Here is a 14,286-nt window from a genome sequence, read left to right on the forward strand (position 1 = left end):
GACAGTCCACAGTTGCCCGAAGTAGTCCACCCCACCGTCATCGAGAAGGTCAGGGGTTCGATTCCCCTTAGCTCCACTTCGATCGCAGGTCAGGGCGGGTTTCCTCCGCCCGAAGACCTACCTCGTTGGTCGGGTCTTCCAACAAAGTCCCAACTAATTCACTATGCGTGGTGCGTCAGAACTGTCCGCTGACAGCTCGATCCAGCGCATCGGCAGCTGCCCGGTGGACTCGGCCTCCGGCCATGTAGTGGCGTTGAGTCATGGCCGGGTCGACGTGCATCAAAACGTCGGCGGTGACTCGTGCCGACAGACCCGCGTCGTCGAGGATCGCGGCGACCGCGCCGCGAAAGCTGTGGGCGGTGACGTCCTCCGGGATGCCCAGGGCATCGCGGACCCGCTGCCACTCGTGGCCGACATTCTGCGGATCACGCAACGTCCACACCCGTCGACGGGAAGACCAAATTTAAGACCGTCCCATTCGGATCCGGTGGTGACGCGAGCAGGCGTGCTGCCAGTGCGACCTTGCGGCCGCGCAACATCTCCACCGCGAACTCCGGCAAGGCGATCACTCCGCGGCCGTTCTTCGGATCATCGTCCTTGTCCACTCGCACCACCCCTTGGCCCCTTCACGCGGACAACCTTGCCGCCGACACGCAGCGTGCAGCCGCCGTCGAGATCGATATCCGACCAGAGCAGACCCAAAGTTTGGCTCCAGCGCAGGCCGCGAGCAGGATTACCCAGTCGGCCAGGTCGGTGCTCGCGCAGTAGTCCGCCACCGTCGGCGCTTGTGTAGGAGCGCACCGGAGTCCCGCGATTTCGTTCCGCGCGAGACAGCTTGCGCGGGCACGGCAGCCGCGAGGTACGCACCGCCGAGAGCATGAACCGCAGCACCTCGATCGCGATGTCGCGGGCACCACCAGTGCGGCCTTTGGCTTCGACATTCTTCGCCAGCTGCGATTCTCGGACAGGGCTGGCACTCGACGCGTCCTTGCGGACGACGCAACGAAACACCCCGACAGCACATTACGACCGGTCCGCATCGATGACGCTCTTCGAGATCCCCCATCCATCAACTATGACGCTCTGCGGCACAACAGTTTTCGGCAATCCGACAACGTTCCGGCATCGACAACCACACGACTGCCACCTCATCTTCGAAGGCTCCGAAACCGACCTCGTGCTCCAGGATCCCGACCGTAGGGTTCCCCAGTCCGCGCAGTGCCGGTTCGAGTCCGGTCTACCTGAACCGTGAAGGTGCAGGTAGACCGGGTTTTTGAAACATACGAACTCTGACGCACCGGCGATCAGTGCGCTATCGACCTGCGCCCGAACAGTCTTCCCCTACCGTGCCGGTGGGGCGGGGTCCGGCTTCCGGTGTCGTGTTCGGCGACCTCGGAAGGTTCGGATGTGACGCTGGTGGTGCCGGTGTGACTGTAGTAGACCGGGGTCTCCCGTCGGGCCGACTCGAGTTCGTGGCGGGCGGCGCGTCCACGGCGGGCAGTGCGGCGGGTGCCGGCGAGTAGCAGGGCCAATCCGGCGACCGCGATGGCGCCGAGAACCATGCCGTAAAGGAACAGCACCCCGGTCGATCCGGTGACGTGATAGCCGAACACCGCGAAGTTGTCGGTCAGGAGGTGGCTGTTGCCGCTGTTGGCGAATACTCCTATGACGCCGATGATTACGGCGGCGACCAGGATGACGAGTCCGATGATGACGATCACGGCAATTCCTCGGTTCGGTTTACTTCCCCGCTGGTTGGGCGCGGTTGCTCGAGCCGGTCTCGCCAGCTGGGGTGAGTGCGGATATGCCGCGAGCCACCGGCGTTTTCGCGCAGGTCGCGGTCGGCCGCCGAATCGTGGTGACGGAGGCCGGGACGGGCTCCCCGGGCATAGGGGTAGACACCGGATCGGCGATCGACCAGGGCCATCGCGACCGCTCCGATCGCCATGCCGGCGAGCAAGGTAACGATGATCATGCGCGTATGCCGCGCTGGTTCCGGACGTCGCGGCGAATCTCGTCGAGTTCATGCCCGCGCGCCGCGATATCGACTGCAATCGGATGAACAGGGGGCGCGGAGTCGGTAGGTGCCATCGTTCACAACCTCGGTTCTCATCCGGCCGAGGGTGGCCGGACAACTCCAGCGTAGGCCACTCCTACAACGTATGTCTACAGCGTTGACGAACAGCGTAGGCACACGTACACCCCGCGCCCGATGAAGGACGCGAAACGGTCGCCGACCTCATGGCGATGACCGTCGGAAACGGGGCCAGGGAAACGGCTGTCCGCGAGCAGCGGGAGGAAGACGCTGCCGCCGACGAATGAGAAGCCGCGGCGTGGGCCGAAAACCCGCACCCAGCGAATGTCACACCGCACCGACCGTCTCCGCGAGACAGAGATCTGAACCGTCAAGGAGCCGGCATACCAGTGATGACGGTGGCGCCCGCGGTGTTGGCTACATGAACGGCCACCAGTCGGCGTCGCGGTGAATGTCGCGTTGCTGGCGTGAGGCGTTTGCCGATCAGCAGGCGGCGAGGTCACGAATCCGGGTGTTGGTTTCCTGCGAACGCCACGTCAGGACTTTGAACGCTTGCCCGGCGTCGATGCGGTACATGCGCATGAGCACCCCTTTTGCCTGCTCGATCACGGCGCGGTGTTCGATGATGTCGGGCAGGGCGGCCGGCAGGGTTTCACGTTCGCTTTCGGCGAGGGTCTCGGCCGGATCGATGTGGAAACCCGTGGTCCCGACCACGGCGCCTGCGTCGTCGTGGATGCGGTCGGCGACCATCATCACCGAGTGCTCGACCCCGGCGGTGTCGAGGAATCGGTGCCGGCTGGAAAACGATTCACCCGTATCGACCACATGAGTGATGCGGGCGGCGACATCGTCGCGGTCGTCGGCATGTTTGTGCGACAGCAGTAGATCGGTATGGGGGCAGAGATATCGCAGTCACCGCGGGCGAGGCGGACTGGCCCACCGTGCCCGAGGCGCGCGACGCCCTTGAACGCCCCTGTCCGCGCGCCGAAGGCGCGCGGACAGGGGTTGAGATCCTTTCGGTGAGTCGGCTCAGGCGGCCGTGATGGTGTTGGTGTCGAGGGTGACCGCGCCGTTGAGGGCCAGGACGCTCCCGTTCACGGTGGTGCCGGTTGTCACCGTGTCCGAGGTGAAGGTCAAGATGTTGCCGGCGAAGTTGGTGTTGGCACCCAGCGTGGCCGAGCTACCGACTTGCCAGAACACATTGTGCGCGGTGGCTCCGTTGATGAGGCTCACCACACTGTTCGCGCCCGTGATCAGCGTCGACCCGGCCTGGAAGATGAACACCGCATTCGGATTGCCTTGCCCGTCCAGGGTGACGGTGCCGTTGAGACCGATCCCGCCGGTTGCCTTGTACACCCCGGAGGTCAGGGTTTGACCCGCGAGATCAGCGGTCACGAAAGCGGTGGGCGTGCGGCCCGCCGCATCGAGGTAGGCGGCCTGCAAATCGGTGTGTGCCTGCGCCGCGACCGCGTCCCCGGCATGGATCGCTCCGCCGGTCACCGTTCCCGGCGGGAACCCGGTCACTGCGGTGCCCGGACTGACACCCAGGTTCCCGGTGATGGCCGTGGCTCCGGCGTTGGTGACTGTCGAGGCACCCAGCACCGCGAACGTCGATGCCGTACCCAGATTGACCGGCGCCAGACCCGACACGTAGGTGTAGGTGACTCCGTTGCTGGTCCCGCCAGGGGTGGTGACGGTGACCTGCACTGTCCCCGCCGAATGGGCCGGGGTCAGAACGGTGATCTGAGTGTCGGAGTTGACAGTGAACAGAGTCGCCGGTGTCCCACCGAAACTCACCGCGGTGGCTCCGGTCAGGCCCGTGCCGGTGAGCACGACCACCGTCCCCCCACTCGGCGGACCCGAGCTCGGAGTAACGCTGGTAAGCGTCGGCACCGCGATATAGGTGAACGAGACTCCGTTGCTCGTACCGCCAGGGGTGGTGACGGTGACCTGCACTGTCCCCGCCGAATGGGCCGGGGTCAGAACCGTGATCTGAGTGTCGGAATTGACAGTGAACAGAGTCGCCGGCGTCCCACCGAAACTCACCGCGGTGGCTCCGGTCAAGCCCGTGCCGGTGAGCACAACCACCGTCCCCCCACTCGGCGGACCCGAGCTCGGAGTAACGCTGGTAAGCGTCGGCACCGCGATATAGGTGAACGAGACTCCGTTGCTCGTACCGCCAGGGGTGGTGACGGTGACCTGCACTGTCCCCGCCGTATGGGCCGGGGCCACCGCGGTGATCTGGGTGTCGGAGTTGACCGTGAACGAGGTTGCCGGTGTCCCACCGAAATTCACCGCGGTGGCTCCGGTCAGATGCGTCCCGGTGAGCACGACCGTCGTCCCACCGGCCGCCGACCCCGACGCCGGGATGATGCTGGTCAACGTAGGAAGCGCACCGCCATAGGTGTAGGGCAGCGGGTTGCTCGTGCCGTCCAGCAACGCCTGTACGGTGACGTTCACCGTGCCGGTCCCCGGCGGGACGATGGCCGTGATCTGGGTATCGGAGTTGATGGTGAATGTCGTTGCCGTGGTGCCGAACCGAACAGACAGCGGACCGACGTTGGCGAAGCCGGAACCGGTGATGATGACGGAGTTGAGACCCGCCGGAGGACCGAAAGAGGGATTCAGCGAGGTGATAACAGGTGACATTTTCTTGCCTTAATGAGGGAAGCAGTGAAAAGGGTTCTTACGCAGCGACACCGACTCAGCTGGATGACGCCGCTGATACCAGTTACCGCCCAGCGACGGCACCTCGGCAATGCCTCGTTGGTCCGGTTTCAGTCCGGTTTCCGTTCAGCGGGTAGCTGTTCGGAAGCTGGACACCAGCAGTGATCTTTGCTTCCCCGCTTCGGCCGGCGCCGCCGTCCGGCTCGGGCGCCCGGCTTCGTTCGCGAATTCCGATGTCGGTCGGGCGGGGTGGTTCCGATCATGGTCGGCACCATTGACATCGCCTGCGGCGGTGCCGGATTGGCATGTCGTGCTCGCGTGGCGGAAGTCCGCGGTCGGGTGTCCGGATGCCCTGGACACCGATGGGGGTGCCGAACGCGCCAGCTGAGCGCAGCGGGGAAGAAACGTGGTCCATCGCCCCTGTCGGCCCGCTCGGTCATCGGCGCCAGCTGCGAGCGAGGACTCGCCACCGCCAGGGTGTTGACATACACGACCGACCGCAGCCCGGATCGGCGATAGGAATCACGTGCCGGTAAGAGTCGTTTCCTGTGAAATATGAAGCGTCACCGACTGGTAGCTGACGATGGCCGGTGGAGTTTGCCGTGTGAGGAGGGGATCGACAAAGATGATCTGATCGACCGGTCAACGCGTCCCGGTGAGGAGGACCCCGGCGCGGTGTACGGATTGGAAACGGTCAGAAGACGCCGTCGTTGAGGGCGTTGCCCCCGGCCGACCCAAGAACCAGGCGGCGTTGCGCCGCTGGGACGACGAAGCCGGACACAGTGTCGGGCTACCGGAATCGGCGGTCGATGACCTCGCGAGGAAGTTGTTCGGGAGTCGGGTAGGTGATCAGCACGCGAATGCCGTCGGGATCGACGCCGTCGACGAAGGAGATTCCGTGCAGGGTATTGGTGTAAATGCGGGGATCGTGGCCGCGCAGACGTTGTTCGATCTGTCGCAGTTCTTGCTCGCTGCCCGCGGACCAGATGATCTGCTCGACGCCCACGGCATTGATATCGCGTGTGTAGCTCGCCTCGCGCGTACGCAGGTAGAGCTGGAAGCCGTCCGGCGTCAACAGAAGAGCCGCGTCCGGTTCGTGAATCGCGACGTTGCACCGGAACACGTCGCAATAGAAGTCCGCGGAACGCTCGAGGTCGGACACTCGCATCAAGCAGGAGGCGATGCGTGTCGACTTACCCACATCCGTTCCCCTCTTTCGAGAAGTACTGTGCCCAGACCTTCACGCTACGCCGTGTCAGGTTCAGCCGGTGCCCAATTAATTTCGTGGCGTTGACAACCGAGTTGAAGGACATCCAACTGCCCGAGAGCATGAAACGGGCGATGGCCCGCCAGGCCGAAGCCGAGCGGGAGAAGCGCGCGAAAATCATTGCTGCCGAGGGCGAATCGATGGCTGCCGCCGCACTCGGCGACGCTTCGGACACGATGATGGCGCACCCGTTGGCGCTGCAACTGCGCAACCTGCAGACCCTTGTCGACCTCGGCGTGGACAAGAACACCACTGTCGTGTTCCCGGCACCACTGATGAGCGCGATCGGCGAACTCGGCGCCTTCCTCGCCCGCGAATCGGCCGCCTCCGCATCGATGACCACCGCGTCCACCGATCCGGAGTCCGGCCGTCCCGCGCCGACCGGTTCCGCACCGAATTCCGGTGATCCTCGACCAGCCGGGGATCAGACCGCCGTGTAGTCCACCGCGCAGGTCGAACGACTGGCCGAGGATCCGGTCTCGCAGGACTACCGCTCGGCCGTGCTCGACGTCTTCGCACGGTCATCGTGATGATCGCGAGCGCCCGTCTCGGCGGTCACCCGAACCTGTGCTGACCGCCTCTGTGACGCCGGCCGAGCCGGGTTATCGGACGGTGGGGGCACCCATCGCGGCATGGTTGGTAATGGGCCGCCCTGGGGCGTGGTCCTTATCCGTCGCGGATGGTGCCACGGATCGAGTGGGCTCGCCGGTTGCTCTCAGTGCCGAGTCTGTGCCGGTGCGCGAGGGGATGACTCGTAGCACGATGACGGTGCCGTTGGTTCCGTACGCGTACAAGGTGCCGAAGAGCTCGAAAGGATACGGATCGAGTCGTATGACCCGATCGTCGATGCGCAGCCGCCCCTCGGCGGGTGACCAGGCGGTCGGATCGTAGACCACTCGCCATATCGGCCCGGTCCGCAGCTGGAGCGCGGTGATCAGCTCGGGAAGCTCGGTAACGAGGCTGCCCGATAGAGGCCACCACGTGGCCTCGATGTAGCCACCGGGGTCCCCACCGAGAAGGAATCTCGGCGTGCCGGTGGGTGCGCGCGGCGGTGCCGAAGGCGTATGCAGCGGTGACAGCGTCATCGGACGCTCCTGTCCAGGCCCGGGAGAGGCCGGATCCGAATCCGGGAACGGCGCGATCTCTGCTGATCAGCGCGCGTGATGCCGCCGGATAAAACTTAGTTTACGCCCGCAGGTGGCCGCGGACGTGGGTAGACAGTGGACCGGTGCGGGTGGTGATGGCCGGCCGGGCCGGCTCAGGGATGTGGAACGCTACGAGCCCGCTCACGCGGGAGCTGGTCGGCGTCCCAGACCGGTTGCAGCATGTGCCAGTCGGCGGGATGGGCGGCGATCGCCGCTGCGAACCGGTCGGCCAATGCCTGCGTGGTAGGCCGCAGACCGCCGGCGGTGTCGATGGGTGCGCCGACATCGAAGCCCCAGCCGTCGGGGGTGAACCAGCAATGCACCGGTAGCAGCGGGGCACCGGTGTCGATCGCCAGCCGAGCCGGACCGACCGGCATGTGTGCCGGTTCACCGAAGAAGGTGACCGGCGCTCCCGTGCCGGACAGGTCGCGTTCGCCGAGGAGCCCGACCATGCGTCCCTGCCGTAGCCGCGTGGTCAGATGCTGGAAGGGTGGGGTAGCGCCGCCGTTGAGTGGGACGATCTCGAATCCGAGGCGCTCGCGAAACCGGACGAAGCGCCGGTACAGCGACTCCGGTTTCAGCCGCTCGGCGACAGTCGTCGGGGAACCGATCCGCTGAACGAGCCAGACGCCGGCCACCTCCCAGTTGCCGCTGTGCGGTAGCGCCAGCACCGCTCCACGCCCGCGCTCGGCCGCCTCGTGGATATGTTCGAGCCCGGTAGCCGCGGAGTCGATACGCTCGGCCAACCGCGCCGGATCCATCGATGGCAGCCGGAACGCTTCGCACCAGTAGCGCGCGTAGGAGCGCAGGCTCGCGCGCACGAGTTCGTCGGGCACCTGCGCCGGGGTGGTGGCCAGCACCCTGGCCAGGTTGCGCCGCAACTGAATCGGTCCTCCGCCGCGGGCGGCGCGGTCGGCGGCGGCGGCCTCGAACGATCGCATCGCCCACCGTTCCGGCAAGGTCCGCACCAGCTGCCAGCCGGCCGCGTACCCGAGATCCCACGCACGCTCCGTCACGGACATCGGCCACCACCGACCGAGGAAGTCACGATTTCGTCGCCGCAGGCTCCGGGGAAATATGCAGCGGCCGGGGTGTGCCACGCGGTCGCGCCGGCGTCCCGATGGTCTCCGGAACGGAATTCGCTGTGTTCGGGCGGCGGCGGTTTATCGGTACCGCGCGGAGGTCGTCCGGCCCGGGCAATGGTGTCGCGGCGGGCCGGGCTACCGGCGCGCCGGATAGCGGGGGTCAACTCGGCCAGCCGGAAAATGATGATCATGATGTCCCCCAACGCCGGGAGGTGTACTTCCCCAGTGAACGCCGGCTAGTGCGCGCTGTCCAGGCTCGACTCGCCGACGAGCGATTCTGCTTCAGGTATGGGCTCACTGTGATGCCCGAAGGTTCATCGTCGACGAACGAGGCGGCCCGGTTGGGTTCATCGCGGGTAGGCTCGAAGTGTCGGGGGCTTTTCGTACGAGATATCTACAGTCTCGTCGTCGCTCGGCGAATGAACAGGGACCACAATGCGGTCCCGGTCAGGAGCGTCGCGATGACGCTACAACACGAGCCGATCCCGCTGGACCGCTCGGCACGCTTTTCCCTCCGCGGCGGCCCCTCGCCGCGGTCACCGCAAGCGCCCAGGCCCGGGGTGGTGGGCGGGGCCTGGTGGCCCCACACGACCGACCTCGTCGCCGAAATGGCCGGTCTCGAGGCGCTTTTGGGCCGGCGGGCAGGTGGGGTGGAACGAATCATGTACAACATCGACGCCTGGGACCCGGCGCCCAAGCGCGCGGTGCTCGGGAAGCGTTCGGTACGCCTGGACGGTTACCGGCATCTGCCCGCGCACATGCTCTGTGTCCTTGGACTCGACGGCACCCGCCTCGTCCTGCTGGTGATCCCGGCAGGAACCGAGGCCGCGGCAGCCCAGGCGTTACTCACGGCCGCAGCTCGACCGGGCAGCGAGTTCACCGCCGACGAACTCGTGGCCGCCGGTACCAGCCGCAGCCTCGAGAACACCCAGAACCGGGTTGCGTTGTGCCGCTGGGACGACGAAGGCGGACACAATGCGCCCGTGGCCCCGCAAGACCGAGATACGTCTATCGCGGTGGCGGGAGGTTCGAGATGACACAGAACCCGCCGCCGAAGGAGAGCCGCGGCACTGGCGGCCGTGGTGCGGGACGACCCCAGCACACCGGGGGCGGCGGCCAACCATTCGACACGCCGACCCGCACGCCGCGGCTGCTGCTACGCGACCGTGATGAGGAATCCGCGGGCGTGGACGGTGCCTGGTGGCCCAGAACCGACAACCTCACCACCGAACTGCACGACCTGGTCGCCGCTCTGACCACGCGACTGGGCGCCACCACGCGCATCACCTTCGATTGGAATTCGCTGAGCCGGTCCCAGCGCGGAATCGATCCTCCGGACGGGATCGAGGTCACCGGACCGCTCCCAGGACAACCGCCCGGACTGATGTACGTCTTCGGTCCGCACGACAGGCGCCTTCGATTGCTGGTGATCGACCCCGCCACCTTCCCCGCCCACGCCGAAGCACAGTTCCGCAAGACCGTGAACAACGCCGCGGAACAACCACGATGACGAACCACTCCATGCCACTGCCCAACCACCGGTTTTCGTAGCGAACCTCGCCGGACGGAACCGCCCCAGCATCGCAAACGCATATCCCTGTGGCCCGCACCCAGCGGCAGCGACCCCGGCCCGGCAGCACCCGCTCAGATTCAAATTCCGCGCCACCCTGACGATGGCCCGGTCACCCGCTGGTGGGCCGAACTCCGGCTCGGGCGGCACGGACAATGGCCGATTCGCACCGCCGGCGCCGACCAGCCCCGAAATCTGTAGACCCGCGTCACGGCAAAGCCTGACCGGCACCGGCTGTTCGGCGTTTCCGCGCTCGGATGCCCCGGGCCGAGGCGAGGATTGACCTATGGACGACTCCGCCGAAGCCTCCGATCCAGGCGCGATGACGGTTCGAGAGTCGTGGGGATATCGGCTGAAGCGCCGGTTGCTGGGAGCGCCGCTGGTAACCGACGAGTTGGCCGGTCAACGCCTGTCCAAGCCGATAGCGCTCGGTGTGCTGTCACCGGATTGTGTGTCGTCCTCCGCCTACGGCACCGAGGAAATGCTGCTGGAGTTGCTCCCGATCTTCGGTCTACTGTCGTTCACCATCGTGCTGCCGATCACCGGGGTCGTGCTGGTCATCTTGTTGTTGATGACCTTGTCCTATCGCGAGATCGTGCAGGTCTATACCAAGGCCGGCGGTTCGTACGTGGTCGCCCGGGAGAATTTCGGTCCCCGGGTCGCTCAGATCGCGGCGGTCGCGTTGCTGATCGACTATGTCGTGACCGTCGCGGTCCAGGCCGCTGCCGGCACCGTCGCGGTCGTCTCGGCCGTTCCCGCGTTGGGACCCTACAGCGTGGAAATCACAGTCGGCGTCGTCGGGTTGATCGCTTACGGCAATCTGCGCGGTTTGCGAGAAGCCGGGCGCGCCTTCGCTTTCCCGACGTACTTCTTCATCGGAGCCATCACGACGATGATCGTGGTCGGCGTCGTGCGGCCGCTACTCGGCGGCATCACCGTCTACGACCCGGCATCGACTGCCGGGACCGTGCCGGTCCATCAAGTCTCCGGCTTGGCCTTCGGGATGGTGGTGCTGACCTTGCTGCGATCCTTCGCCAACGGCGGATCCTCACTGACGGGCCTTGAAGCAATCTCCAACGGAGTCAGCTCTTTTCGCGAACCCACAGGGCGCAACGCCCGCACGGTCCTGGTCACGATGGCCGCCATCCTCGGGTTCCTCGTCGCCGGGGTGTCATGGCTTGCCCACCTCACCCACGCTGCCCCGCACCTGAGCGGCTACCCCTCCGTGATCTCGCAGGAGGCGCGAGCCGTCTTCGGGCACGGCATAGTCGGCACCGTCCTCTATATCGTTGTCCAGGCAGCGTCCGCGCTGATTCTCTACACCGGTGCCAACACCAGCTTCAACGGATTCCCGTTCCTGGCAAGCTTTGTGGCGGGTGATTCGTTCCTGCCGCGCCAGCTGACCAAGCGCGGCCATCGGCTGGGGTTCTCCAACGGCATCATCGTGCTGGCCGTGACCTCGGTGGCGCTGCTGCTGGTCACCGGCGCGAAGGTCAATGCACTGGTGCCGTTCTACGCCATCGGGGTGTTCACCGGATTCACCATGGCCGGCTTCGGCATGGCCAGATATCACCACACCCACCGGGAGCAAGCCTGGCGGCGAAGACTCGCTGTCAACGCTACCGGCGGTGCCATGTCGCTGGTCGTGGTCGCGATCTTCGCGGTCGTGAAATTCACCGAAGGTGCCTGGCTCGTGGTCGTTCTGTTTCCGATCCTTGTCGTAGCTCTCATTCGGCTCAACCGCCGTTACCGGGAGGAGGACGCCGCATTGGCGGTCCTCGCGCCGGTCTTCGGCGCCCAGCCTGCCTACGAGCACCACCATGTACTGCTGTTCGTCGACAACCTCGATCTCGCCACCCTACGAGCACTGCGCTACGCGCGCGGCATGAAGCCGGACACGTTGCGGGCCATACATTTCGTACTCGACAGCACGCACGCGCAGCGGCTGGCGGACAGCTGGAATACCGTCGAGCACGGCGACATAGAACTCGAGCTACACCCGTGTCCCGACCGCCGCGTGCCCCACACCGCGCTGCAACTGACGGCCGCTTCGGCCTCCGATCGTGGTACCGAGGTCACCATCGTGCTCCCCCGCCGCACCTATGGCCCACTCGTCGGACGTTTGCTGCACGACCACACGGCCGACCACATCGCCGCAGTGGTCAGCAGAATCCCCAACGCCGCGGCGACCATTGTCCCGTTCGACGTCGACCTCCCGGCCAAACAGCTGGCCCACGCCCACCACAGCGGCGAAAGCTATCTCGACACCCGACGCCGCACCAAATAACCACCCGCGCAGTGACCTTCACACACGACTCTATCGAAGTCTCCGACACCGGCCGGGACGGACATAGGAGTCGGGTCGATTTCACTGGCCGCCATCACACCGGATGCCGAAACGTGGACGGACTGGCCGAACCGCGACATCCCGATCCAAGATACCGATCCTATGGTCAGCGGTTGCGGCATCTGCCAGTCGGCGGGGTGGGCAGCGATTCCGGCGGCGAACCGGTCGGCGAGGGCCTGAGTGGTCTGCTGTGTTCCGCCGGTGGTGTCGATCGGTGCGTCGACGTGAAATCCCCAGCCGGCCGGAGTGAACCAGCAATGCACCGGCAGCAGCGGTGCGCCGACATCGATCGCCAGGCCGGGCCGGACCGGCGGGCATGCGTGCCTAGGAGCGCATGCTCGCGTGCACGAGGTCGTCCGGCACCTGCGAGGGAGTGGTGGCCAGCACTCTGGACAGGTTGCGCCGTAGCCGAACCGGACCACCGTCTCTGGTCGCACGATCGGCCGCGAGACCGAACAGGCCCAGCGCCCACTGCTGCGGCAGGGTACGCACCCACTGCCAACCGGCCGCGTAGCCGAGATCGAGTGCATGAGCCTTCGAGGTCAACGCTGGTCCTCGGCGCTCCATCGGCGCACGGCCTCCGCTCGTGTGGTGCGATCTCGTCGTTCTCCGGGGCTGATCATCAACAGGTCGTCCACGGTGGAGACGTCGCCGGTGGCGGATGCGGCGTCTATTGCGGCGAAGGCCCGATGGTCGTCGGTATAGGGCGGGATCACCAGCAGGACCAGTCGGCGGTCGCGGGTGCCCAGCATCTCGATCGTGTTGACGGTGCCGGTGCGGTGGCCCTCGAGGCGGACGGCCAGCCCCTCGATGACCAGATCGCTGGGCGCGCTCGCCCACTCACCGAGGCGGTAGGTGATCCGGCGGACTCGGCCGAGCCGGCCTGTCACGGTTGGCAGCAGTGCTGGCAATTCGCTCATGAGATTGTCACTGCGCGGCCACCACGCCCCGTCGACGTAGCCGGTTTTCGCCGAGTCCGGTTTCAGCCGCAGTCGCGGGACTCGGTCGTCGACCGGGTCGGAGCTTTGCCGATGCGTGCGGTCGTTGTCCTGTGTCATAGCGACGGTCCTGCCTTGCTCGGGTATCGGCCGCGTCCCGGTGTCAGGGCCCGGGCGGCGGGCTGAGGTGTCCTGCCACCGCGAGGCGCATGCGTTCGCGTGCGACCTCGGGTGTCGTGTCGGCCGGGATGACGAGCAGTGCCAGTGTGGTGTCGTGCGCTCCGTAGAGGCGCATCACGTCGGGAGGCTGGCCGTCGCGGGCGCCGTGCATGCGGACGTGGTCGCCGGTGTCGACGCGTCGCTGGGCGATGCTGGTCGCGTTCCATTCGAAGCCGACGCGCATCGTGGGCCCGAGGCGTGGGGTGACCGCACTGATCAGGTCGTGTAGCTCGGACGTGAGGTTCGTGGTCCACGGCCACCAGGCGCCGTCGACGTTTCCAGGGGGGGCACTTCGCCCACGTAGCATCAAACGCGGTGTGCGCGTGGGTGTTCGGAAAGGCTGCCGCTCGTCGTGTGCGGGCGTGTCCGATTCGAAGCCGCTGATGATGGGGCGTCGTCCATGCAGGCGAGGCATGATCTACTCCTGCAGCAGGGTGACGGCGTCCACCATCGCGGAGTGGGCGGTACGCCTGTCGGTGGATGGAAGGATCACGCGTAGCACCGTGACGGCGGAATTGGAGCCGACGACGTACATCGTGTTCCGCAACTGGAACCGGTACGGCTCGAGGCTGATCGATTGTTCTGCCGCTGTCACGTGCCGTGGCGGTGGGGTCCAGCTGTCCGGATCGTAGACGATCCGATCGACCGGGCCCAGCCGAGTTGCCAAGGCCGCCAACAGTTCTGGAAGCTCGGTAGCGAGATCGGTAGATCTGGGCCACCACGCGCCATCGATGTAGTCCGAATGGCGGTCTTCCGGCTTCAGCCGCAGTCGCGGTGGATGGTGGGTGGCCGCAGGTTCGTGAAGTCGGTTCGAGGGTTGAGCCGGGGCGTTCGAGGTGTGTTCGGGCAAGGGGTCGAGATAGCGGCGGATTGCCTCTGGGAAGGCCTTGGTCTTGTGCGCGAATGTGTGAGCGATTGCCATGGTGACCGGTCCTCTGCTCGTCGAGATGGAGCGTGGCGGCCGAAATAATCGGCACTCGACCTGTGCCCGATTCCGCATCGACAGCTCAGGA

16 protein-coding genes and 2 pseudogenes are annotated in these 14,286 nt (G+C 66.1%); 5 read left to right on the forward strand and 13 right to left on the reverse strand.

Annotated features, from left to right (window positions below):
• Nucleotides 1–175 precede the first annotated feature (175 nt).
• From A5780_RS06970 to A5780_RS41725, 5 genes are all read right to left on the reverse strand, one after another.
• Complete coding sequence (locus A5780_RS06970) at nucleotides 176–442, reverse strand: tyrosine-type recombinase/integrase (protein WP_064908041.1); 267 nt, start codon at nucleotides 440–442, stop codon at nucleotides 176–178.
• Nucleotides 426–605, reverse strand: a complete 180-nt coding sequence (locus tag A5780_RS06975; protein ID WP_146102294.1) for a hypothetical protein — start codon at nucleotides 603–605, stop codon at nucleotides 426–428. Before A5780_RS06975 ends, A5780_RS06970 begins: the two co-directional genes overlap by 17 nt.
• 699 nt (nucleotides 606–1,304) lie before the next feature.
• Nucleotides 1,305–1,721, reverse strand: coding sequence for a hypothetical protein (locus tag A5780_RS40700; RefSeq protein ID WP_082976320.1), 417 nt, complete (start codon nucleotides 1,719–1,721; stop codon nucleotides 1,305–1,307).
• Nucleotides 1,718–1,975, reverse strand: coding sequence for a hypothetical protein (locus A5780_RS06985; protein WP_064908043.1), 258 nt, complete (start codon nucleotides 1,973–1,975; stop codon nucleotides 1,718–1,720). The genes A5780_RS40700 and A5780_RS06985 overlap by 4 nt, the downstream gene beginning before the upstream one ends.
• 543 nt (nucleotides 1,976–2,518) lie before the next feature.
• A complete protein-coding gene (locus A5780_RS41725) occupies nucleotides 2,519–2,785 on the reverse strand; it encodes an ANTAR domain-containing protein (protein WP_231982870.1) in 267 nt (88 codons plus the stop codon).
• A gap of 9 nt (nucleotides 2,786–2,794) precedes the next feature.
• On the opposite strand from A5780_RS41725, the gene A5780_RS42445 reads away from it, so the two are divergent.
• Nucleotides 2,795–2,920 carry a hypothetical protein gene (locus tag A5780_RS42445; RefSeq protein ID WP_255407235.1) on the forward strand — a complete coding sequence of 42 codons (126 nt, stop codon included), beginning with the start codon at nucleotides 2,795–2,797 and terminating at the stop codon, nucleotides 2,918–2,920.
• Between the two features lie 144 nt (nucleotides 2,921–3,064).
• On the opposite strand, the gene A5780_RS06995 is transcribed toward A5780_RS42445, so the two are convergent.
• Together A5780_RS06995 and A5780_RS07000 are read right to left on the reverse strand one after the other, a co-directional pair.
• Complete coding sequence (locus tag A5780_RS06995; RefSeq protein WP_064908045.1) at nucleotides 3,065–4,684, reverse strand: ice-binding family protein; 1,620 nt, start codon at nucleotides 4,682–4,684, stop codon at nucleotides 3,065–3,067.
• A gap of 808 nt (nucleotides 4,685–5,492) precedes the next feature.
• The gene (locus A5780_RS07000) at nucleotides 5,493–5,903 is read right to left on the reverse strand and encodes a VOC family protein (RefSeq protein WP_342749152.1); all 411 of its coding nucleotides are present in this window, start codon (nucleotides 5,901–5,903) and stop codon (nucleotides 5,493–5,495) included.
• Between the two features lie 98 nt (nucleotides 5,904–6,001).
• Here A5780_RS07000 and A5780_RS07005 point away from each other — a divergent pair.
• Nucleotides 6,002–6,409: pseudogene (locus A5780_RS07005) on the forward strand (slipin family protein); the annotation flags it as partial.
• Between the two features lie 162 nt (nucleotides 6,410–6,571).
• On the opposite strand, the gene A5780_RS42990 reads toward A5780_RS07005, so the two are convergent.
• Complete coding sequence (locus A5780_RS42990) at nucleotides 6,572–7,054, reverse strand: DUF5994 family protein (RefSeq protein WP_064908047.1); 483 nt, start codon at nucleotides 7,052–7,054, stop codon at nucleotides 6,572–6,574.
• Nucleotides 7,055–7,227: 173 nt separating this feature from the next.
• Nucleotides 7,228–8,136, reverse strand: coding sequence for a phosphatidylinositol mannoside acyltransferase (locus A5780_RS07015; RefSeq protein WP_064908048.1), 909 nt, complete (start codon nucleotides 8,134–8,136; stop codon nucleotides 7,228–7,230).
• Nucleotides 8,137–8,660: 524 nt separating this feature from the next.
• On the opposite strand from A5780_RS07015, the gene A5780_RS07025 reads away from it, so the two are divergent.
• From A5780_RS07025 to A5780_RS07035, 3 genes are all read left to right on the forward strand, one after another.
• A complete protein-coding gene (locus tag A5780_RS07025; RefSeq protein WP_197521680.1) occupies nucleotides 8,661–9,236 on the forward strand; it encodes a DUF5994 family protein in 576 nt (191 codons plus the stop codon).
• Nucleotides 9,233–9,709, forward strand: coding sequence for a DUF5994 family protein (locus A5780_RS07030; protein ID WP_064908050.1), 477 nt, complete (start codon nucleotides 9,233–9,235; stop codon nucleotides 9,707–9,709). The genes A5780_RS07025 and A5780_RS07030 overlap by 4 nt, the downstream gene beginning before the upstream one ends.
• 346 nt (nucleotides 9,710–10,055) lie before the next feature.
• Nucleotides 10,056–12,056, forward strand: coding sequence for an APC family permease (locus A5780_RS07035; RefSeq protein WP_064908051.1), 2,001 nt, complete (start codon nucleotides 10,056–10,058; stop codon nucleotides 12,054–12,056).
• Nucleotides 12,057–12,181: 125 nt separating this feature from the next.
• Here the strand turns inward: A5780_RS07035 and A5780_RS38930 are convergent.
• The 4 genes and pseudogenes from A5780_RS38930 to A5780_RS07060 all read right to left on the reverse strand — a co-directional run.
• A pseudogene (locus A5780_RS38930) lies at nucleotides 12,182–12,683 on the reverse strand (hypothetical protein); the annotation flags it as partial.
• Complete coding sequence (locus A5780_RS07050; RefSeq protein ID WP_064908054.1) at nucleotides 12,659–13,174, reverse strand: DUF5994 family protein; 516 nt, start codon at nucleotides 13,172–13,174, stop codon at nucleotides 12,659–12,661. The pseudogene A5780_RS38930 and the gene A5780_RS07050, both read right to left, overlap by 25 nt.
• Before the next feature lie 43 nt (nucleotides 13,175–13,217).
• Nucleotides 13,218–13,580 (reverse strand): DUF5994 family protein, encoded by a 363-nt coding sequence (locus A5780_RS07055; RefSeq protein ID WP_231982871.1) that lies wholly within the window; start codon nucleotides 13,578–13,580, stop codon nucleotides 13,218–13,220.
• A 111-nt stretch (nucleotides 13,581–13,691) separates the two neighbouring features.
• On the reverse strand, nucleotides 13,692–14,286 hold a 595-nt coding region (locus tag A5780_RS07060; RefSeq protein ID WP_231982872.1), incomplete at its 5' end, for a DUF5994 family protein.

The sequence above is a fragment of the Nocardia sp. 852002-20019_SCH5090214 genome (assembly GCF_001665865.1).
Taxonomy (GTDB): domain Bacteria; phylum Actinomycetota; class Actinomycetes; order Mycobacteriales; family Mycobacteriaceae; genus Nocardia; species Nocardia nova.